Consider the following 18911-nt stretch of genomic DNA (forward strand, 5'->3'; position numbering starts at 1 on the left):
TATTCTTTTCGCCATGATAGATACCCTCTTTCTGTAAATAATTAACGTCGTTGCGTCACGGCTAATTCAGTCGCAGGGGAACATTTGCCTGCTGCTTTTTACTCATCAGAAACAGTTACGTAAATACATCAATTACGGGTGATGAATGGAAACGTGTTTCAAAGATCTGTCGATAGATCAGGATGCAATACGTGATGTATTGCAAACGATGGGCCTCCTCGAAGCAGAAGAGGCCCTGCACGTCAGCCCACTCACGGGCGGCGTCTCTTCCAACATTTTAAAAGTCAGCACCGGGGAACGGCAGTTTTGCCTGAAACAGGCACTGCCAAAATTGAAAGTCGCCAAAGAGTGGCATGCACCGCTTGAACGTGTCTTTGCCGAAATAGACTGGATGCAAACCGTCGCCGGTATTGCGCCGCGCTCGGTTCCACATATCACAGGCATCGACCGTAACGCGCTCTGTTTTGTGATGGATTATCTGCCCGCAGAGCAATTTCATAACTGGAAATCACAACTGTTAAGCGGAGAAATCGATATCGATTTTGCCGCGCAGACAGGCAGCATATTAGGTGAAATCCATCAGAAGACGGCAAAAAGCGAAGCGCTGGCAAAAATCTTCGCCTATGACGACAACTTCTTTTCGCTGCGTCTGGATCCCTATCTTGGGGAGATCGCCCGCGTTCACCCGCACTTTGCTGATTTTATTTTGACGGTATTACACCGAACACAATCCACCAGACTGGCACTGGTGCACGGTGATATTAGCCCGAAAAATATCTTACGCGGCCCAGATGGCCCGGTCATTCTCGATGCGGAATGCGCATGGTATGGCGACCCGGCATTCGATTTAGCATTTTGCTTAAATCACTTCCTGCTAAAAACGGTGATTGCCGGGTCGCAGGAGACACGGCAAAAACTCATGATCGCCTTTGATGCAATGTACCAAAGCTATTTCCACCATATCACCTGGGAACCTGCCGGGGAATACGAAGCCCGTGTCGCAACACTGCTGCCCTGTTTAATTCTGGCCCGCGTCGACGGCAAATCACCGGCGGAATATCTCCAGGGCAGACATGCGAATAACGTACGTCGCGCAAGTTGCACATTACTGGAACGTCAATTTACGCAATTGAAAGACATTACATCATTCTGGCGGAAGGAGAACGGGTTATGAGTCGTATTAAAAATGTGATGGGCCGTCGCGTGTGGGATTCCCGGGGCTGGCCGACAGTTGAGGTTGAAGTTCATCTGAAAAATGGTCTCTTTGGTCGCGGCATGGCACCGGCCGGGGCCTCTTGCGGGATGCACGAAGCGGTGGAACTGCGCGATGGCGGCAGTGTTCTTTCGGGCAAAGATGTGCAAAAAGCGCTGCATAACATTCAACATGAAATTGCCCCGGCGCTTATCGGCACGGATATCAACGATCAGAAACTTATCGACAGCATTCTGATTGAACTGGACGGCACGGGCACGTTCTCCCGTCTGGGGGGCAACGCCTCGGTCGCCTGCTCCATGGCGGCTATCTATGCGGCGGCTAACAATGCCCACCTGCCGCTGTGGAAGTATCTGGCAGGCGATCGGAAAGTGGCGATGCCGCTGCCGCAAATTCAGATTTTCGGCGGCGGTGCGCACGCCGGGCGGCGTATCGATATTCAGGATTTGATGGTTATCGCCAACGGGGCGAAATCCTTTGAAGAAGCGCTGGTGATGACCGCTGAGGTGTATCACAGCGCGGGGCGCATCATGAAACAGCGCGGCCATTTAAGCGGCGTGGCGGATGAAGGCGGCTGGTGGCCAGAGTTCAGCAGCAATGAACAGGCGCTGGATACGCTGGTAAAAGCGATTGAAAGCGCAGGCTATGTACCGGGCCAGGATGTCTCTATTGCACTGGATATCGCCTCGTCTGAGTTTGGCAAAGAGGGCCGCTACCGCCTGGCGCTGGAAGCCACGGAATATGACTCAGACGGCATGTGTGAATTATTGCTCGGCTGGTTGGATCGGTATCCGATTCTCTCTATTGAAGACCCGCTGGCAGAAGATGATGAACAAGGTCTTATCGCCTTTACGAAAGCCGCAGGTTCTCGGGTGCAAATTGTCGGTGATGATTATTTCGTGACAAATGGCGAGCGCGTAAAAGCAGCGGCGGAAATAGGAGCCTGTAACGCCGTATTATTAAAAGCCAACCAGGCTGGCACCATTACCCAATTACGTCATGCATTTACCGAAGCGCAAAAAGCGGGATACGGCTCGATTGTTTCCGCGCGCTCAGGTGAAACCGAAGACAATATTATTGTCCACCTCGCATTAGGTTTGAATGCCGGGCAATTAAAAGTGGGCTCAATGACCCGCTCAGAGCGTACATCAAAATGGAATGAAGCCATTCGGCTGGAAGAGGCCAATGCTCTGGGATTTTTCGGCATCGCCGCATTAGATCATAAATAATTTTTTAATTTTATTCCGATTAGCTGAACAGGCGTTATCTCCGGGCCCTACGCATTGACCTGAATTTTCGATGTCTGTTCTGGTTGTATGAGTTTTTCCAAATTGTCGATATATAATTTCAGGAGATTCAAATGACCGATTACAGCGGCGAGGCATTGCCTGCAGCCAAAAAGAAAATGCAGATCAAACCCATTGTTCAGGTGGGTGCCGGAAACGCCCTCGAAATATATGACTTTATGGTCTATGGCTATTATGCGCGTTATATTTCGCAGGCTTATTTCCCGTCTGATAATGAATATGTGTCATTAATGCTCACCCTGATGACATTCGCTTTAGGCTTCTTCGCCCGTCCGTTTGGGGCCATTATTCTGGGGGCTTACACCGACCGTCATGGCCGTCGAAAAGGGTTAATTATGGCCCTGACCCTGATGTCCATCGGTATTTTGTGCGTCGCCATGACGCCGACCTATGCCTCCATTGGTATCGCCGCACCGATCATCGTCATTCTTGGTCGCTTGCTACAAGGTTTCTCAGCCGGTGCGGAACTGGGTGGCGTGGTTGTGTATCTGGCAGAGATATCGCCGCCGAACCGGCGTGCGTTCTATACCTGCTGGCAGGTGGGTTCTCAGCAGTTTGCGGTCATGGCAGCGTCTATTATCGGCCTGGTACTGCTGTATAACATGTCAACCGAAGATCTGCACGACTGGGGCTGGCGCGTTCCGTTGTTGATTGGCTGCGCGGTTATCCCGCTGATGTTCTGGCTGCGTTCAAACCTGCAAGAGACGGAAGTTTTCGCGAAGAAGAAAACCACACCGACCGTAAAAGAGATTTGCACAAGTCTGGTGACCGGATGGCGCACCATTGTGGTCTGCATGGGGATGGTGGCGATGGCAACCGTCACCGCGCAAACGGTCACCACCTATGCCCCCACTTTTATCAAAAGCCTGAACCTCGGTGAGAACGTTGGCTTTATCACGCTGTTCTTTGTTGGCCTGTCGATCCTGTTCTGGCTGCCGATCACAGCGATGATCGCTGACCGGGTCAACAGAAAAACGATGCTTATCGTGGTGACGCTGACCGGTGCGCTCACCGCATGGCCGATGCTCTCCTGGCTGGCAGCCGACCCGACGGTGTTTAAATTTGTCGTATTTGAACTGTGGTTCTCTTTTATGTATGCCTGCTACAGCTCCGTTCAGGTTGCCGCGATGGTCGAACTGGTACCGGCACATGCCCGTACGGCGGGTTACTCTTTTGCTCAGGCGGTTGCCGCCGCCGTACTGGGTGGCCTGACGCCGGCAATTTGTACCTGGCTTAACCACACCTTTAACAGTAATGCGATGGTGGGTGTCTGGCTTGGATTTAACGCCGTATTAAGTTTGTTGGCCGTATTAACCCTCGACCATAAACAAACAGCCATTAATCAGACCAAAGAATTACATTAATTAATTGCTGACCAAACAGCAGTACATCGATTAAGTTGGTGTACTGCTGAAAATAAACTGGAAAAGGTAATGTATGAAAATTGTTATTTTAGATGGTGGCGTACTTAATCCTGGCGATCTGTCGTGGGATGCGCTTTCGCAACTGGGAGAAATATCCGTTTATGACAACTCGGCCCCGGAAGAAGTGGTGGAACGAATTGGCGATGCGGAAATAGCGATTATCAACAAAGTCGTATTAAGCGAAAAAGAATTTAGCCAGTGTCCTAACCTGAAATTTATTGGCGTTACGGCGACCGGTTATAACGTTATTGACCTCGCAGCGGCAAAAGCCCACGGCGTGACGGTCTCCAATGTCCCGACATACGGCACCTCTACCGTCGCACAATTCACAACTGCGCTGATGCTGGAACTCTGTAACCAGGTTGGCCTGCACGACAGCGATGTCCACGCCGGTGGTTGGGGGAAAAAACCGGATTTCTGCTACTGGCTGAAACCGATGCTCGAAGTGGCGGGCAAAAACGTGGGTATTATCGGCTATGGCCGTATTGGCCAGGCGTTCGGCGCCGTGGCGCAGGCGCTGGGTATGAATGTACTGGCTTATGACGAATACCAGAACAAAACGCTGGAAAACGACCGCGTCCGCTATGTCGACCTCGATACTCTTTACGCCGAAGCCGATGTGATTAGCCTGCACTGCTTACTGACGCCCAAAACACAGGGCATGATCAACGCACAATCCCTGCGCAAAATGAAGAGATCCGCCCTGCTGCTTAACACCTCGCGCGGCGATCTGGTTAACGAAGCTGACCTTGCCGATGCGCTCAATAACGGCGTGATTGCCGGTGCCGCTGTCGATGTCCTCTCCAAAGAACCGCCGGTGCCTGAAAACCCAATGTTAACGGCGAAGAATTGCATTATTACCCCACACATTGCCTGGGCCTCGGTTGAAGCGCGTGGACGCATTCTGGCGACCACCGTTGATAACGTCAAAGCGTATCTGGCCGGACAACCGCAAAATCGAGTGAGCGACTGATAGCACCCTACAAATCAAAGAGATAATTAGAGCAAGAACAATGGAAAACAACATTATCAAAGCGGCAGACTTGCTGCGCCATGCCTGGGATAACAACGAAGCGGGCGACCCGATTCGCGAGCTGGTCGACAGTGAAAACCTGACGACTGCGTACATGATTCAGGATTACAACGACAAAATCTGGCAGGCGCAGGGCCGCCGTCTGGTCGGACGTAAACTGGGTTTAACCAACAAAGCCGTGCAGAAGCAGTTCGGTATTTCAGACCCCTGTTACGGCAATATCTACGCCGACATGGTGCTGATCGACGGTGCGGAAATCACTAAACCGGTCGTCAGCGATCTGCGCGTGGAAACCGAGATTGCCGTCGTCCTGAAAAAAGACCTGACGCAAACTGAACACACCCTCCTCGACATCATCGACGCCGTTGATTACCTCCTTCCGGCGTTTGAAATCTGCGACAGCCGCGTCACCGGCTGGAACGTGAAGTCCTGTGATTTTATTGCAGACAACGCCGCCGCATGTCTGGTGGTACTGGGTACCAGGCCGGTCGCCCTCTCCGACTGCGACATCACACGCAGCGAAATGGTCACCAGGCGCGCGGGTGAAGTGGTCTCACAAGGCAAAGCGACCGCCATTCTCGGCCACCCGCTACATGCGCTGAAATGGCTGGCGGATGACCTGGTACGTATCGGTAAGCCGCTGCGCGCCGGGGAGTTTGTTATCACCGGCGCTATCGGTCCGGCGGTATCCGCCAGGCCGGGGGATGCCTTTGATGCAGAAATCACTGGTGTGGGGCTCATCAGCACCCGCTTTGCCGACTAAGGAAGTCTCGCAGGCTTAAAGGAGCCGTTATGGAACTGCAAAAAAATCATTTCAAGCATGCCATTAAAAACAACAGCGTACAGCTCGGTCTCTGGACTCAACTGGGCAGCTATATTGCCGCTGAGATCCTCAGCGGCTGCGGTTATGACTTTATTGGACTCGATGCGGAACATGGCCCGAGTGAATACATCGAAATTTACTCGCAGTTGCAGGCCTGCGCGGCTGGCGGACCGACTCAGCCCATCGTACGTATCCCCAACCACGATATTTCGCTGATTAAGCGTTATCTGGATGCGGGGGTAAATACCCTGATGGTGCCGCAGGTAGATACCGTCGAACAGGCAAAAGCGCTGGTCTCCGCCGTGCGTTATCCACCTCATGGCGTGCGCGGCTACTGTGGGGCGCCGCGTGCCTCCGGCTTTGGGCGGATAAAAAACTACGCCACCACCTGCGAGGAAGAAATTTGTCTCATCGTCATGCCGGAAACCACTCTCGCGCTGGAAAATATCGAGGCGATGGCGGCCATTGATGGCGTTGACGCCTTCTTTATCGGCCCCGGCGATCTCGCGGCCAGCCTCGGCTATATTGGTCAGCCGATGCACCCGGAAGTCATTAAAGTGATTGAAGACACCGGCCGACGCATCAAAACGGCTGGAAAAGCCGTCGGCATTCTCTGTACGGATGAAGCGCAAACCCGCCGTTATATCGAGCTGGGTTTCCAGATGATTGCCATTGGTTCTGACCAGGGGCTATTGACCAAAGGCGCGGAGCAACTGCTGGCGAAATTCAGATAGTTTCCCGAAGTACTTGTTTTGGTGTTTCTTTTCCGGATGCGCGCGGCAGCCTCATCCGGTTTTTTCTTTTAGCGACGGGGGCGAATCGCTTTTGTGGAGTCGCCGGTCACCAGTTGCGGGGTAAAGATCTGGCTATCGGTGGAGGCGTAAAAGGCCTCCGGGGCAAGCGTCTGTTCCTGATTCATCAGGCGATCAATGATGGCGACGCAGGCGTCAGCAATCTGTTTTTCCGGCAGCGAAATATAGGTCAGTTTCATCTCCAGCAGGCTGGCCCAGGAGACATCGCCATAGGCCACCAGCGAAAGGTCGTCCGGGATACGGATATTTTTCTCTTTCGCGGTCAGTAAAATGCTCATGGCATAACGTGGGCTACCGAGCACCAGGGCGGTAGGCGGCACCTCTGCGGCCATCACGCGCCTGAAAGCCTCACCGCCAAATTCAGCCTGCGGCGGACCGACATGAATAAGCGCCTGGAGCGCCGTCTGTTCTGCCGGGGTGAAACATTGCAGAAAGCCCTGTAACCGTTCATAGCCGGTGCTCAACTCTTCGGAGGAGCCAATATAACCGATACGCTGGTGACCCAGTTCTCGCAGATGTTTTACCGCCAGCGAAATGCCGTGGCGATCGTCTATAGCGATAACCGGCGCCTGCAGGCTACGATGTTTGCGCAGTAGCTGGACGGCATTCGTACGGGTAATCAGCTCTTGCGTTTCTGAAAGGGGGTTGGCGGTTGGGGCGAAAATAATGCCGTCCACACGGGCGGTCATTAAGCGCAACAGCGCGGCATGTTCCATCTCCGGCTTGTCGCTGGTAATGCCCAGCATCATCTGCCAGGAGCGCTCGGCGGCGACATGCGCGATGGCATTGGTGACGGTAATAAAGAAATCGTTCTGAATATCCGGGATCACCAGACCAAATGCGCCGGTACTGGCATTACGCAACGCGCGCGCGGCGCTATTGGGAATATAACCATAATCTCTGGCAGCCTGTAGCACACTGTCTTTGGTGGCCTGGCTAATGGCGGGGTGATCGTTTAAAGCACGTGATACCGTGGTATGAGATAAGCCCAATATTGCAGCCAATTTTTTTATTGTCACTGCGTCACCTTAATGTCGTCCTGGCGCGGATTTCCCGTCATCAATTCAGAAAGCCGGGGATTAAATTATAATCCCTACAGTTTTTCGCTGTGAAAATGCATCAAGAATATTGTGCATAAGCCATAATAACAGATTCTTATATCTGGCACTATCGGTTTACCATACTAACATCTGCCTGAATTAATTAGACATAGTGCAAACTTATAAATATTTTAACTTGCCTTAAGAATCGTTTTCTTATTAAGAAAAAATTAAGGCTTATTATTATTGATAATGAAAAATGATATTTACCCCCCCCGAAACGCCCCCTTCCCTGTGCGCCTCTCCTGCCCGTCGTACCGATCTTTTACAAGAACAAGCGAGACATTCCTCACACTTTTACATGACAGGCTATGCTGTTAGGGAGGACAAATTTCATTCTAAGGAGACGCCAATGACCACCCGGCAACCGCTTTTCCCCCGCCGCCAGACGCATCCCGTTGCAGACGAGCACGCTGTTTTAAACTGGGCGCAAAACGCCACGCTGGCACAGGAACGCGCGGTTATCACACCAGAAACTGAAGCGCAGTTGCAGCAGGCGATTGCCAGTTGTCAGGGGCGGGTACGCATCATGGGCAGTCGCATGTCTCCGGGCAGGATGCTCGCGATAACCCAGCCGCAGGATATCCTTATTGATCTCTCCCGTCTGCGGGGCCTGCTGGCGGTGAGCGACGACAGCGTTACCTTTGCCGGAGGTACTCCGCTGCATGAGGTTTATGAAGTGCTGACCGCCATGAACCGTATGCTCCACGCCTCGCCGGGGGTGATTGCCTCGCAGACGCTGGCGGGCGCGATCTCGACCGGCACGCACGGTCAGGGTATGCAGCAAAGCTCGCTGGCGGATGAGACGCTTGCTATCCGGCTTATTGATGCAGCGGGCCAAATTCATACGCTGGATGACCAACATCCCTGGTTTGCAGCGGCACAGTTGGGGCTGGGAACGCTGGGTGCCATTAGCGCCGTTACACTCCGCACGCGTCCTTACACACAGTTTACCTGTTTTAAAAGCGCGCACAGTGCCGATACGCTCGAAGAAGATCTGGTGGCCTGGAATCAGCAATGGACATTCAGCAAGGCCTGGTGGTTTGTAGATGAAAACAAAGTCCACGCCTGGAATGCCCGTGAAGCGCATGACGATGAGCGTCAGGCCTGGCGGGATAACCATGGTGACCTGCTGACGCTGGAAGAGACCAGTGATCAGATGAATGTCGCGGTGGAAAACACCCTGCAAAATATGCGCAACGACACCCGTATTGTGGACGAAAACGGTAAGCCGTTTCGTACAGTGACGCGCTTTAAAGATTTCTCCGACGTGATTGGCGATGTCTATCAGGTCTTCTGTCGCGGCATCGCCACGCCGCAGATCAATATTGAGATTGGCGTACCGATGGACCGCGCCCCCGCGCTTATCACGCGGATCCGCGAGTGGCACACCCGCGAACAACCTCATATGCACTACCCGATCATTTTGCGCTGTACCGGGCCATCAGGCGCCTGGCTGAGCCCATCCTGGCAGCAGCCCACCTGCTTCTTCGGTTTTGTGGTCTATTACGCCGAAGATGGTTCACTCTCCGAAGAGGGGCTGGCCTTTTTGCGGGCGGTGGAGACGCTTCTGGCAAGCGAGGGTGGGAAGCCCCACTGGGGGAAATATTTCGATGCCAGCCTGTATGACTGGCCCGCGCTTTACCCACAGTTACCCGCCTTTAAGGAGGTGCGCCAGGCGCTCGATCCGCAGGGTAAATTCCTCAATGACTTTATGGCGGAGCTGTTGTCATGAGTACCGCGTTCGCCTGGGTGACGTTGCTCACCCAGCCCGGCTACGTACCGGGCGTGGAGGCATTGCGCCATTCGCTGCAAAGAAGCGGTTCGCCATGGCCGCTGGTGGTGATGGTGACGCCTGGCATTGAGGCCGCGACACGCAGGTCGTTGAGCGATGCCGGATGTGTGGTTCGGGAGGTGCCGATTCTTGGCCCCGACCCCGCACTGGCACACCGTTACGCTAATGCCCGTTTTGCCGAGGTGTGGAGTAAACTGGCGGTATGGACACTTGAGGAGTATCAGCGCGTGGCGTTTCTCGACGCCGATATGCTGGTGGTACAGAACATGGATGAAGTGTTCGAGTTACCGCTGCAGGCGGGTTTTATTGCCGCCTGCCACGCGTGCCGCTGTAATCCCAACCGTATCGCCAGCTACCCGGAAAGCTGGCAGCCTGAAAACTGCTATTACAGTTGGTGTGAAGATCCGCAGATGACGGCGCATCCACCGGCGACACTGGATAACTATCTTAATGGCGGTTTTCTGCTGTTGACGCCGGATAAAGATGTGTACGACAGGATGGTGACGCAACTGGCCGCCATGGCGGATATCTCCGATTACGTGTTTGCCGAGCAGGATTTTCTCAACGATGTTTTCCGCGATCGCTGGGTGCCGCTGCATTATGGTTATAACGCGTTAAAGACGCTGGCGTTGCAGCACCCGAAGATGTGGGATTTCAGCCGGGTGAAGAATGTGCATTACATCATTGATAAACCCTGGGAGAAGTTCCCCGAGCCGGACGATAAGTGGTACGCATTGCACCGTCTGTGGTGGGAGTATTACCCGCATTGAGGGGGGGGTTGTGTGGTCTGCTCCCCTCACCAGAGCACATTCAGGAAAAATCCCCGGTGGCGCTGCGCTTACCGGGGCTACAAATCGTAGATACTGTGAACGTCTTCAACCTTGTTAACCATGGCTGACTCGTTTTCCCGCATGACAACCACAGCGACATCTTTGTGCCCCCCTGGCGCAGAGCGTGCAGCGAGGGGGTTGAGTCCCCGCTGAAATCGGTGAGACGAAGACCCGATGGCAAGGTCAGGCCGCTAGGGATGGCGGACTGAGGTTTGTCGAGACAGGACGTCGAGTCAAACCGACCGCAGGCAGCGGGGCGGGAGGCGAACGCAGTGCGAAGCACCGATTTCTTTGCGGGGCCGCGGGGATTGTAAAGGGGAACGCGGTGTTCCCCTTTACCCGTTCACGTGTCCGGAGGTGACATTTCGCCATGAACATAAGGTGAACGGAACCCACCTTCCGAGCCGCATATTCCCCTCACCCCAACCCTCTCCAGGGGGAGAGGGAGAAAACCGGTGGTAGCCCGGATAAGGCGTTTGCGCCGCATCCGGGAATGCGTTACCCCACCATCTCAAGGTAAATCCGGCGTAACAGCTTCGTTATCTCGCCAGGCCTACCGTCGCCGATTTGTTGGTCGTCCACACTCACCACCGGCCAGACAAAGGTGGTGGCGGAACTGATAAACACTTCGCTCGCCTGACGTGCCTCTTGCGGCGTAAATAACCGCTCTTCAAAGGTGATGCCGTGCTCATCACCCAGACGGAACAACGCCTTACGGGTAATGCCGTGCAAAATATTATTACTCAACGGACGCGTAACGATGGTTTTATCCGCCGTCACGATATAACAGTTGCAGGCGCTGCCTTCGGTAATAAAGCCATCTTCAACCAAAAACGCATCATCCGCGCCGTTGGCCTCGGCCCAGGCTTTTGCCAGACACGGCGCCAGCAACTGCACGGTTTTAATATCCCGCCGCTGCCAGCGAATATCCGGGCAGGTCACCACACGGATGCCCTTACTGGCAGCAGGATGGTCCACAACCGCTCGCGCCTGGGTAAACAACACCAGAGTGGTCGGCGTCTGCGCCGATGGAAAGTGAAAATCACGATCGCCACTGTTACCGCGCGTCAGTTGCAGATAGATCCCCCCTTCCGTGAGCCCATTCTCTGCGATCAGGCGTTGATGGATCTCGCGCAGATCGTCTTGCGAAAGCGTCAGAGGTAAGCCCAGCTCACGACAAGATCGCGCGAGCCGCGCAACATGACCGGCAAAATCCACCAGCTTACCGTTCACCACCGCCGTAACTTCATACACTGCGTCGGCAAATAAAAAACCACGATCAAAAACGGAAATTTTGGCCTCTTCTTCCGGCACATACTCCCCGTTGAGGTAAACCGTGCGTGACATGTCCATCTCCTTACATCATTACGCCACTAACCCCATAACGCCGGGGTCGGGGGAAAAAGTTCGCTGCCGTCGTAACGCAACCCGTCTTCACGATCTTCAGCCAACAATAGCGGCCCGTCGAGATCGACCACGCTCGCCTGCTGCGCCACCACCACGGCGGGCGCCATCGATAACGATGTGCTGACCATGCACCCCACCATAATCTGCAGGCCAAGACGCGTGGCCTCTTCCCGCACGCGCAGCGCCTCGGTTAATCCGCCTGTTTTATCCAGCTTGATATTCACCATCTCGTAGCACCCGGCAATAGCGCCAAGCGAGCCAAGATCGTGGCAGGATTCATCGGCGCACAGCGGCACCGGATGCGGCAACTGAGCCAGCACCGCATCTTTACCTGCCGGGAGCGGCTGCTCAATAAGCGTGACGCCAAGGCGCGCCAGTTCGGGAGCCTGACGCAGATAGATCGTCTCATCCCAGCCTTCGTTGGCATCCACAATCAGTCTGGCCTGTGGCGCCCCTTCCCGCACGGCGCTGACACGGGCAATGTCCTCATCATCGGCGAGCTTGAGTTTAAGTAGCGGACGCCAGGCGTTTTCCTGCGCCATTTGCTGCATGCGCGCCGGGGTATCAAGGGATAAGGTGTACGCGGTATGCAAACTGTGTGGTGCGGGCAATGCGGCCCGCTGCCAGACACTCTGCCCGGACGACTTACACTCCAGATCCCAGAACGCGCAGTCCAGCGCATTACGCGCCGCCCCCGCAGGCAGTGCGCTTTGCAATTGCATACGTGTCATACCCGCCGCCAGCGCCGGGCGCAGACGCTCGATTTGTGCCATGACGCTCTCAACCGATTCGCCATAACGCGCATAAGGCAGACATTCTCCGCGTCCGGTAAATCCCTGCAATTGTAGGGTGACACTCACCACATCGGCCACGGTTCGACTTCCCCTGGCGATGGTGAATGCATGGCGCAACGGCCAGCGTTCATGGGCGATGGTCAGTTCCATTACAGTGCCGCCAGCGCATCAACAATCGCGCCAACGCCCTGACGGAACGGATCCACAACCGGCAGTCCGTGACGTGCTTCCAGTTCAGCCATCAGCGCCCGCGCAACGGCATCGCTCAGGGCGGAGGTATTCAAAGAGATGCCCACGAAACGGGCATCCGGGTTGGTCAGTTGCGCCATTTTCAGGTTCAGCGCCATACAGTCAGCGATGTCCGGAATCGGATAATCCACGCCGCGCATATGGGTGCGGGTCGGCTCGTGACACAGCACCAGCGCATCCGGCTGCGCGCCATGAATCAGGCCAGTCGTCACGCCCGCGAAAGAGGGATGAAACAGTGACCCCTGCCCTTCAATAATATCCCAGTGATCGGCCTCGTTCGCCGGAGCGAGCGTTTCCACCGCGCCGGAGACAAAATCGGAGACCACCGCATCAACGCTCACCCCCGCCCCGCTAATCAGGATGCCGGTTTGCCCGGTGGCGCGAAATGTGGCTTTGCCGCCGCGCGCCAGGATCTCTTTTTCAATAGCCAGCGCGGTATACATTTTGCCGCAAGAGCAGTCAGTGCCCACCGGCAGTACGCGTTTACCGCTGCGTTTGCGCCCGCTGGCAACCGGGTATTGCTGCGTCGGATGGCGAACATCAAACAGATTGCGACCCAGCCGGTCGGCCAGCGCCTTTAACTCAGGAACATCGGCCAGCTTATTATGCAGGCCAGCCGCTAAATCCATTCCCTTTTCCAGCGCCGCACTCAGTACTGAAATCCACTCTTTTGAAATAATACCGCCACGGTTAGCCACACCCACCACCAGTGTTTTTGCCCCCGCTTTAACCGCAGCATCAATATCCATATCCGTTAATTGGCAATCGGCATGGCAATTCGCCATACGGTACTGACCCACGCAATATTCCGGGTGCCATTGTTTAATCCCATCGGCAACTTTTGCTGCCAGTTGGTCATGCGCATCACCAAGAAAAAGCAGATAGGGCTTTTGGATATTCATTATTTATCCCCCTCAGGATAAGACTGAAAATAAATTAACGCAGAAATAACATTTCTGAAAAAATTAAATAAAGGCTGACTGTTTATGCAGAATAACAAGGGTTTTATTATTGTCAACTGTCGCTATTGCAGGCTTTATTTACCATGTTTATTGCAAATAGGCAGTGTTTTATTCTGATAAAAGAAATCCAGAAAACGCTTGTGAAAATATTAATCTTTAAATCCACACCCTCCCATCAGCCAGGCAATAAAAATATTTATCATAATGTGATCTCATCACTATTCACGCACCAATAAAGCGCAATGCACTATTTTAGCGATCCAAAACAGTGCTATTACGCACGATAAATCTATAAGAAGAATGGATGAGAAAAATCCAATTAATGGATGTAAGGTGAATCCGTTATTGATGGAAATTGTCGCCAGATATATCTCTGGAAAATCAAAAGGCCTGGCCATTAATTAATATTCCTTTCTTCCGGCTTTCGTTTCTAACGGAAATATCAGGCTCGCGCTTACGGAAGAAGTCAGTACGACATGCAGCGCATTCCAGACGAAGCGGCCGCGTGGTGCCAGGCGCATCAGTATTCAGTGTTACGCGGTATTTGATGCTTCAACATTCACAATTAACTGACGGACGGTGAGGTAACAATGAAGAGTTTTTGTGGGAAAGTCTCTTTAATAGCAGTACTGATTTCCGGCCTGGCTGGGGCGCACAGCGCACTGGCGGCAGAGATTAAAATCGGTGTGGTATTGCCCCTGAGCGGACCGCTCAGCGGATATGGTCAACCTTCACAGAAAGGCCTGGAACTGATTCAGAGCATCACCCCGACCCTGAAAAACGGCGACACCGTCAAGCTTATCGTGATTGACGATAAAAGTGACAAAGTTGAAGCCGCGAACGCCATGCAGCGCCTGGTCTCCAGCGACAAAGTCGACGCGGTGATCGGTGAAGTCACCTCCGGTAACACGCTGGCGATGGTCAAAATTGCCGACGACAGCAAAACTCCGCTGGTCTCCTCTACCGCAACCAACGACCGCGTCACCCGTAACCACCCGTATGTCAGCCGCGTCTGTTTCTCCGACAGCTTCCAGGGCGTGGTGGGTGCCAACCTGGCCTCACGCGATCTGAATGCGAAAACGGCGGCTATCGTCTTTGACAGCAGCAACGACTACTCCGTTGGCCTGGCCAAAGCCTTCCGCGCCCAGTTCCTGAAAAACGGCGGCACCATTCCTATTGAAGTCCAGGCACCTGCGGGCAGCAAAGACTTTAAAGCGCAGCTTTCCAGCGTGAAAGCCAAAAACGTCGACATGATCTACATGCCGATCTACTACACCGAAGGCGCACTGATTGCCGTGCAGGCAAAACAGTTGGGCTTAAACAAACCGGTTGTTGGCGGCGATGGTCTGGCGGCGGATCCGGTGTTCTTTGATGTGGGCAAAGATGCGGTGAACGGGTACATGACCACCGACTACTACTCACCGAACGCCAAAGAGCAGACTCCGGCAGGCGAAACCTTTATTAAAGGCTGGGAAGAGAAATTCAAATCGCCAACCCATACCTGGGGCGCAATGGCAGCCGATGCCTACAACGTGATCGTCAATGCGATGAACCAGTGTAGCGATCCGCACGATCGCGTCTGCGTTAACGAGAAAATCCGCGCGACCAAAGACTTCCAGGGTGTAACCGGTACGTTAACTCTGAAAGACGGCGACGCCATTCGTAGCGCGGTGATTAACGAAGTGAAAGATGGTCAACTGGCATTCAAAACTGTGGTGAATCCGTAAGCAGTAATAAGAGGTTATTAAACGAGATGGATGGCACCATTTTTCTCCAGCAGGTCGTCAATGGCATGAGTCTGGGCGGCATGTACGCCCTGATCGCCATTGGCTATACCATGGTGTATGGGGTCCTGCGCCTGATCAACTTCGCGCATGCGGATGTCATGATGGTCGGCGCATTTGCGACCCTGTTTCTTTTTTCTTCCATTGGGCTGCCCTTCTGGGTAGCCATTTTACTGACCCTCGGGCTTTGCGGCCTGTTGGGAATGTTTATCGACCGGGTGGCTTATCGCCCGCTGCGTCAGGCATCAAAAATCTCCATGCTGATCACCGCCATTGGCGTCAGCTTCTTCCTGGAAAACTTGTTTAACGTCCTCTTCGGCGGCAGCTCGCGTTTCTTTTCTGCTCCGGACTGGTTCAACAACACCCTGACTTTTGGTCACATCATCATCACTAACGTGGCGTGGGTTGTGCCGCTGATCACCGTGCTTCTGCTGCTGGCGATCCTCTGGCTGCTCTATCGCACCCGCTACGGGATGGCGATCCGCGCAGTGGCGTTTGACGTCAATACCGTGCTCCTGATGGGTATTGATGCGAACCGCATTATCTCGCTGGTGTTCGCCCTGGGCAGCAGTCTCGCCGCGCTGGGCGGTGTTTTTTACTCCATCAGCTACCCGACTATCGATCCGTTGATGGGCGTACTGATTGGCCTGAAAGCGTTTGCCGCCGCCGTGCTCGGTGGCATTGGCAGCGTCACCGGCGCGGTGCTCGGCGGGTTTATTCTTGGCTTCACCGAAGTGGTCGCTGTCGCGCTGTACCCCGAATTGGGGGGTTACAAAGACGCCTTCGCCTTTATGTTTTTGATTCTGGTCTTGTTGTTCCGCCCGGTGGGCATTATGGGTGACGAACGTCTGGAAAGGAGCCGCTTCTAATGTTTAACGCTTCAACCACTCTCGGCGCTCAGGGGCGTAACCTGGTCATTATTGTGCTCGCCATTGCGCTGCTGGCCGGGATGAATCTGGTTTTCAACGATTACATTATTCGGGTAATCAGCACCGTATTTGTCTTTATGATCCTGGCGGTGAGCTACAACCTGATTAACGGCGTCACCGGGCAGTTGTCACTGGAGCCCAATGGATTTGTCGCCGTGGGAGCCTATGTTACCGCGCTGTTTATTCTCTCCAGCGACAGCAAAATCGATATGTTCGAGATGACCGCGCCAAGCCCGTTTATCCTGATGTTACACACCAGTTTCTTACCGGCGCTGTTGATAAGCGGACTATGCGCCGCTTTCCTGGCGGTCTGCCTCGCGTTTCCAGTATTTCGCGTACGCGGCGACTATCTGGCGATTGTGACCCTGGGTTTTGGCTTTATTATCAAGATCCTCGCTATCAATAACCCGCAGATCACCAACGGCGCCATTGGGCTTAATGATATTCCTCAGCAGCCCCATCTGCTGTTCTGGTGCGGGCTGTTCGCCCTGGCGGCATCGGGGATGATCCTGCAACTGGTGTGGTCAAAGTATGGCCGCATGATGAAGGCGATCCGCGATGACGAAGACGCCGCCATCGCCATGGGGGTGAATACTTTTCGCATCAAAACCTGTGCCTTTGCCACCAGCGCCTTTTTCGAAGGCATTGGCGGTGGGTTGCTGGCCTCGCTGCTGACCACCATCGCACCGGGATTGTTCGACTTTATGCTGACCTTCCAGTTGTTGATCATTATCGTGCTTGGCGGTCTGGGCAGCACCACGGGCGCACTGCTCGGCACCATCGTGGTTGTGGGCAGCGGCGAATGGTTGCGTTTCCTCGACCAGCCATTGTCGCTGTTCGGCCACGACCTGGGCTCTTATCCGGGGCTGCGTATGGTGGTGTTCTCACTGCTGCTGCTGATCATTATGTTATTCGCCCGTGAAGGTCTGTTGGGCAAAAAAGAAGTGTGGCAAGTCCGCTTCGGGAGACGCCGTCATGACGTCAAATAACGCGATTCTCGAAGTGCAGGAGGTTGTCATGCAGTTCGGCGGCCTGCGGGCGATTGATAATGTCAGTTTTCACGTTGATGAAGCCGAAATCTTTGGCCTGATTGGCCCCAACGGCGCCGGGAAAACCACCCTGTTTAACGTCATCACGGCCAACTACAAACCGACCAGTGGCAACGTGCTGCTGGCGGGCAAATCGGTCAAGGGCTTAAAACCAAACAAGGTGGTGAACGCAGGGATTGCCCGCACCTTCCAGAACATCCGTCTGTTTAACTCGATGACCGTGCTGGAAAACGTGATGGTCGGGCTGGATCACAGCAGCCACTATTCACTGCTGGAAGCCGCGCTGCACATTGGCCGCTATTTCCCTGCCGAACGTGCCGCCCGGGCGAAGGCGATGGCGCTGCTTGACTATATCGGTATCGCCGAATACGCCAACATGCAGGCCACCAATCTGAGCTATGGCAACCAGCGCAAAGTGGAGATTGCCCGCGCGCTGGCGACCGGGCCAAAACTGCTGTTACTGGATGAGCCCGCCGCCGGGATGAACCCCAAAGAGACAGAAGATCTGGCAAGCCTGATTTTCCGTATGCGTAAGGATTACCAGTTAAGCGTGTTGTTAATTGAGCATGATATGCCGTTCGTGAACGCCCTGTGTGAACGCGTCATGGTGCTGGAATATGGCAAACCGTTATTCAGCGGACTGATGTCCGACGCGATTCAACATCCGGAGGTGATCTCCGCCTACCTGGGGGACGTAAATTATGCTTAGCGCCCGTGAGCTGAAAGTGTTTTATGGCGTTATTCAGGGGCTGAAAGGCATCGATATCGAGATTAACGACCGGGAAATTGTGACGCTGATTGGCAGCAACGGCGCGGGGAAAACCTCGACGCTGAACGGTATCGTCAATATGGTACGCTCCAGCGGAACGGTCAATTTTCTTAATGAGGACATCTCCCGCAGTCAGACGCACCACATTGTCCGCAAGGGGCTGGCGCTGGTACCGGAAGGGCGAAAAATTTTCACCAACCTGACCATCGAAGAGAACCTTCGCATGGGGGCATATAACAATCTGGCGAATTTCACCCGTCTGCGCGACAGGATGTACAGCCTCTTTCCGCGTCTGAAAGAGCGCCGTAAACAGATGGCAGGCACGATGAGCGGCGGTGAGCAGCAGATGCTCGCCATCGCCCGCGCCTTGATGAGCGAGCCGGTGTTATTGATGCTTGATGAGCCGAGTCTGGGCCTTGCGCCAAAAGTGGTGGGTGAGTTATTTGCCACCATTCGCCAGTTGCGTGAGGAGAACATCACCATCTTGTTGGTGGAGCAAAACGCCACGGCGGCCCTGCGGATTGCCGACCGGGCCTATGTGCTGGAAAACGGCAAGATTGTGCTTTCCGGCGAGGCAAAGGATGTGCTCGCAAACCCGGAAGTGAAGAAGATGTATCTGGGAGGATAAACC

17 protein-coding genes are annotated in these 18911 nt (G+C 54.2%); 13 read left to right on the plus strand and 4 right to left on the minus strand.

What is annotated here, in order from left to right:
* Positions 1-145 precede the first annotated feature (145 nt).
* The 6 genes from ABU190_RS16545 (at position 146) to ABU190_RS16570 (ending at position 6534) form a co-directional block, all read left to right on the plus strand.
* Positions 146-1174: an aminoglycoside phosphotransferase family protein gene (locus ABU190_RS16545; protein ID WP_354691867.1), complete on the plus strand. Its 1029-nt coding sequence runs from the start codon at positions 146-148 to the stop codon at positions 1172-1174.
* Complete coding sequence (gene eno / locus ABU190_RS16550; RefSeq protein WP_354691868.1) at positions 1171-2442, plus strand: phosphopyruvate hydratase; 1272 nt, start codon at positions 1171-1173, stop codon at positions 2440-2442. The genes ABU190_RS16545 and eno overlap by 4 nt, the downstream gene beginning before the upstream one ends.
* Before the next feature lie 131 nt (positions 2443-2573).
* Positions 2574-3884, plus strand: coding sequence for a tricarballylate/proton symporter TcuC (tcuC, locus tag ABU190_RS16555; protein WP_071195874.1), 1311 nt, complete (start codon positions 2574-2576; stop codon positions 3882-3884).
* Positions 3885-3957: 73 nt separating this feature from the next.
* Positions 3958-4917 carry a D-2-hydroxyacid dehydrogenase gene (locus ABU190_RS16560; RefSeq protein ID WP_354691869.1) on the plus strand — a complete coding sequence of 320 codons (960 nt, stop codon included), beginning with the start codon at positions 3958-3960 and terminating at the stop codon, positions 4915-4917.
* Positions 4918-4957: 40 nt separating this feature from the next.
* The gene (locus ABU190_RS16565; protein ID WP_354691870.1) at positions 4958-5740 is read left to right on the plus strand and encodes a fumarylacetoacetate hydrolase family protein; all 783 of its coding nucleotides are present in this window, start codon (positions 4958-4960) and stop codon (positions 5738-5740) included.
* Between the two features lie 29 nt (positions 5741-5769).
* On the plus strand, positions 5770-6534 hold the full coding sequence (locus ABU190_RS16570) for an HpcH/HpaI aldolase/citrate lyase family protein (RefSeq protein WP_354691871.1): 765 nt from the start codon (positions 5770-5772) through the stop codon (positions 6532-6534).
* Between the two features lie 68 nt (positions 6535-6602).
* Here the strand turns inward: ABU190_RS16570 and ABU190_RS16575 are convergent, their stop codons facing one another.
* Positions 6603-7631, minus strand: coding sequence for a LacI family DNA-binding transcriptional regulator (locus ABU190_RS16575; protein ID WP_354691872.1), 1029 nt, complete (start codon positions 7629-7631; stop codon positions 6603-6605).
* A gap of 433 nt (positions 7632-8064) precedes the next feature.
* Here ABU190_RS16575 and ABU190_RS16580 point away from each other — a divergent pair, with 433 nt between their 5' ends.
* Positions 8065-9447 (plus strand): D-arabinono-1,4-lactone oxidase, encoded by a 1383-nt coding sequence (locus tag ABU190_RS16580; protein WP_354691873.1) that lies wholly within the window; start codon positions 8065-8067, stop codon positions 9445-9447.
* The gene (locus tag ABU190_RS16585) at positions 9444-10277 is read left to right on the plus strand and encodes a glycosyltransferase family 8 protein (protein WP_354691874.1); all 834 of its coding nucleotides are present in this window, start codon (positions 9444-9446) and stop codon (positions 10275-10277) included. Before ABU190_RS16580 ends, ABU190_RS16585 begins: the two co-directional genes overlap by 4 nt.
* 558 nt (positions 10278-10835) lie before the next feature.
* On the opposite strand, the gene ABU190_RS16590 is transcribed toward ABU190_RS16585, so the two are convergent.
* Genes ABU190_RS16590 through dgcN form a run of 3 tightly spaced genes read right to left on the minus strand, consistent with a single transcriptional unit; the run spans position 10836 to position 13689 of the window.
* Positions 10836-11684 (minus strand): D-amino-acid transaminase, encoded by an 849-nt coding sequence (locus tag ABU190_RS16590; RefSeq protein WP_354691875.1) that lies wholly within the window; start codon positions 11682-11684, stop codon positions 10836-10838.
* 26 nt (positions 11685-11710) lie between these two features.
* Positions 11711-12688 carry an N-acetyl-D-Glu racemase DgcA gene (gene dgcA / locus ABU190_RS16595; RefSeq protein WP_041852592.1) on the minus strand — a complete coding sequence of 326 codons (978 nt, stop codon included), beginning with the start codon at positions 12686-12688 and terminating at the stop codon, positions 11711-11713.
* Positions 12688-13689: an N-acetyltransferase DgcN gene (dgcN, locus tag ABU190_RS16600; RefSeq protein WP_354691876.1), complete on the minus strand. Its 1002-nt coding sequence runs from the start codon at positions 13687-13689 to the stop codon at positions 12688-12690. Before dgcN ends, dgcA begins: the two co-directional genes overlap by 1 nt.
* Before the next feature lie 680 nt (positions 13690-14369).
* On the opposite strand from dgcN, the gene ABU190_RS16605 reads away from it, so the two are divergent.
* Genes ABU190_RS16605 through ABU190_RS16625 form a run of 5 tightly spaced genes read left to right on the plus strand, consistent with a single transcriptional unit; the run spans position 14370 to position 18908 of the window.
* On the plus strand, positions 14370-15476 hold the full coding sequence (locus ABU190_RS16605; protein ID WP_162303320.1) for an ABC transporter substrate-binding protein: 1107 nt from the start codon (positions 14370-14372) through the stop codon (positions 15474-15476).
* 26 nt (positions 15477-15502) lie between these two features.
* Positions 15503-16402 (plus strand): branched-chain amino acid ABC transporter permease, encoded by a 900-nt coding sequence (locus ABU190_RS16610; RefSeq protein WP_354691877.1) that lies wholly within the window; start codon positions 15503-15505, stop codon positions 16400-16402.
* Positions 16402-17451 carry a branched-chain amino acid ABC transporter permease gene (locus ABU190_RS16615; RefSeq protein WP_041852596.1) on the plus strand — a complete coding sequence of 350 codons (1050 nt, stop codon included), beginning with the start codon at positions 16402-16404 and terminating at the stop codon, positions 17449-17451. The genes ABU190_RS16610 and ABU190_RS16615 overlap by 1 nt, the downstream gene beginning before the upstream one ends.
* Entirely contained in the window at positions 17438-18220 is a 783-nt protein-coding gene (locus ABU190_RS16620) for an ABC transporter ATP-binding protein (RefSeq protein ID WP_041852597.1), read from the plus strand. Before ABU190_RS16615 ends, ABU190_RS16620 begins: the two co-directional genes overlap by 14 nt.
* Positions 18213-18908, plus strand: a complete 696-nt coding sequence (locus tag ABU190_RS16625) for an ABC transporter ATP-binding protein (RefSeq protein ID WP_041852598.1) — start codon at positions 18213-18215, stop codon at positions 18906-18908. Before ABU190_RS16620 ends, ABU190_RS16625 begins: the two co-directional genes overlap by 8 nt.
* The last annotated feature ends 3 nt before the right edge of the window (positions 18909-18911 follow it).

This window comes from Phytobacter sp. RSE-02 (genome assembly GCF_040578655.1).
Classification (GTDB): domain Bacteria; phylum Pseudomonadota; class Gammaproteobacteria; order Enterobacterales; family Enterobacteriaceae; genus Phytobacter; species Phytobacter diazotrophicus.

Coding starts and splice junctions, on each gene's coding strand:
- ABU190_RS16625 (WP_041852598.1), top strand. CDS start 18,213: ATGCTTAGCGCCCGTGAGCTGAAAGTGTTTTATGGCGTTATTCAGGGG.
- ABU190_RS16620 (WP_041852597.1), top strand. CDS start 17,438: ATGACGTCAAATAACGCGATTCTCGAAGTGCAGGAGGTTGTCATGCAG.
- ABU190_RS16615 (WP_041852596.1), top strand. CDS start 16,402: ATGTTTAACGCTTCAACCACTCTCGGCGCTCAGGGGCGTAACCTGGTC.
- ABU190_RS16560 (WP_354691869.1), top strand. CDS start 3,958: ATGAAAATTGTTATTTTAGATGGTGGCGTACTTAATCCTGGCGATCTG.
- ABU190_RS16610 (WP_354691877.1), top strand. CDS start 15,503: ATGGATGGCACCATTTTTCTCCAGCAGGTCGTCAATGGCATGAGTCTG.
- tcuC (WP_071195874.1), top strand. CDS start 2,574: ATGACCGATTACAGCGGCGAGGCATTGCCTGCAGCCAAAAAGAAAATG.
- ABU190_RS16590 (WP_354691875.1), bottom strand. CDS start 11,684: ATGTCACGCACGGTTTACCTCAACGGGGAGTATGTGCCGGAAGAAGAG.
- ABU190_RS16565 (WP_354691870.1), top strand. CDS start 4,958: ATGGAAAACAACATTATCAAAGCGGCAGACTTGCTGCGCCATGCCTGG.
- dgcA (WP_041852592.1), bottom strand. CDS start 12,688: ATGGAACTGACCATCGCCCATGAACGCTGGCCGTTGCGCCATGCATTC.
- ABU190_RS16545 (WP_354691867.1), top strand. CDS start 146: ATGGAAACGTGTTTCAAAGATCTGTCGATAGATCAGGATGCAATACGT.
- ABU190_RS16585 (WP_354691874.1), top strand. CDS start 9,444: ATGAGTACCGCGTTCGCCTGGGTGACGTTGCTCACCCAGCCCGGCTAC.
- eno (WP_354691868.1), top strand. CDS start 1,171: ATGAGTCGTATTAAAAATGTGATGGGCCGTCGCGTGTGGGATTCCCGG.
- ABU190_RS16580 (WP_354691873.1), top strand. CDS start 8,065: ATGACCACCCGGCAACCGCTTTTCCCCCGCCGCCAGACGCATCCCGTT.
- dgcN (WP_354691876.1), bottom strand. CDS start 13,689: ATGAATATCCAAAAGCCCTATCTGCTTTTTCTTGGTGATGCGCATGAC.
- ABU190_RS16570 (WP_354691871.1), top strand. CDS start 5,770: ATGGAACTGCAAAAAAATCATTTCAAGCATGCCATTAAAAACAACAGC.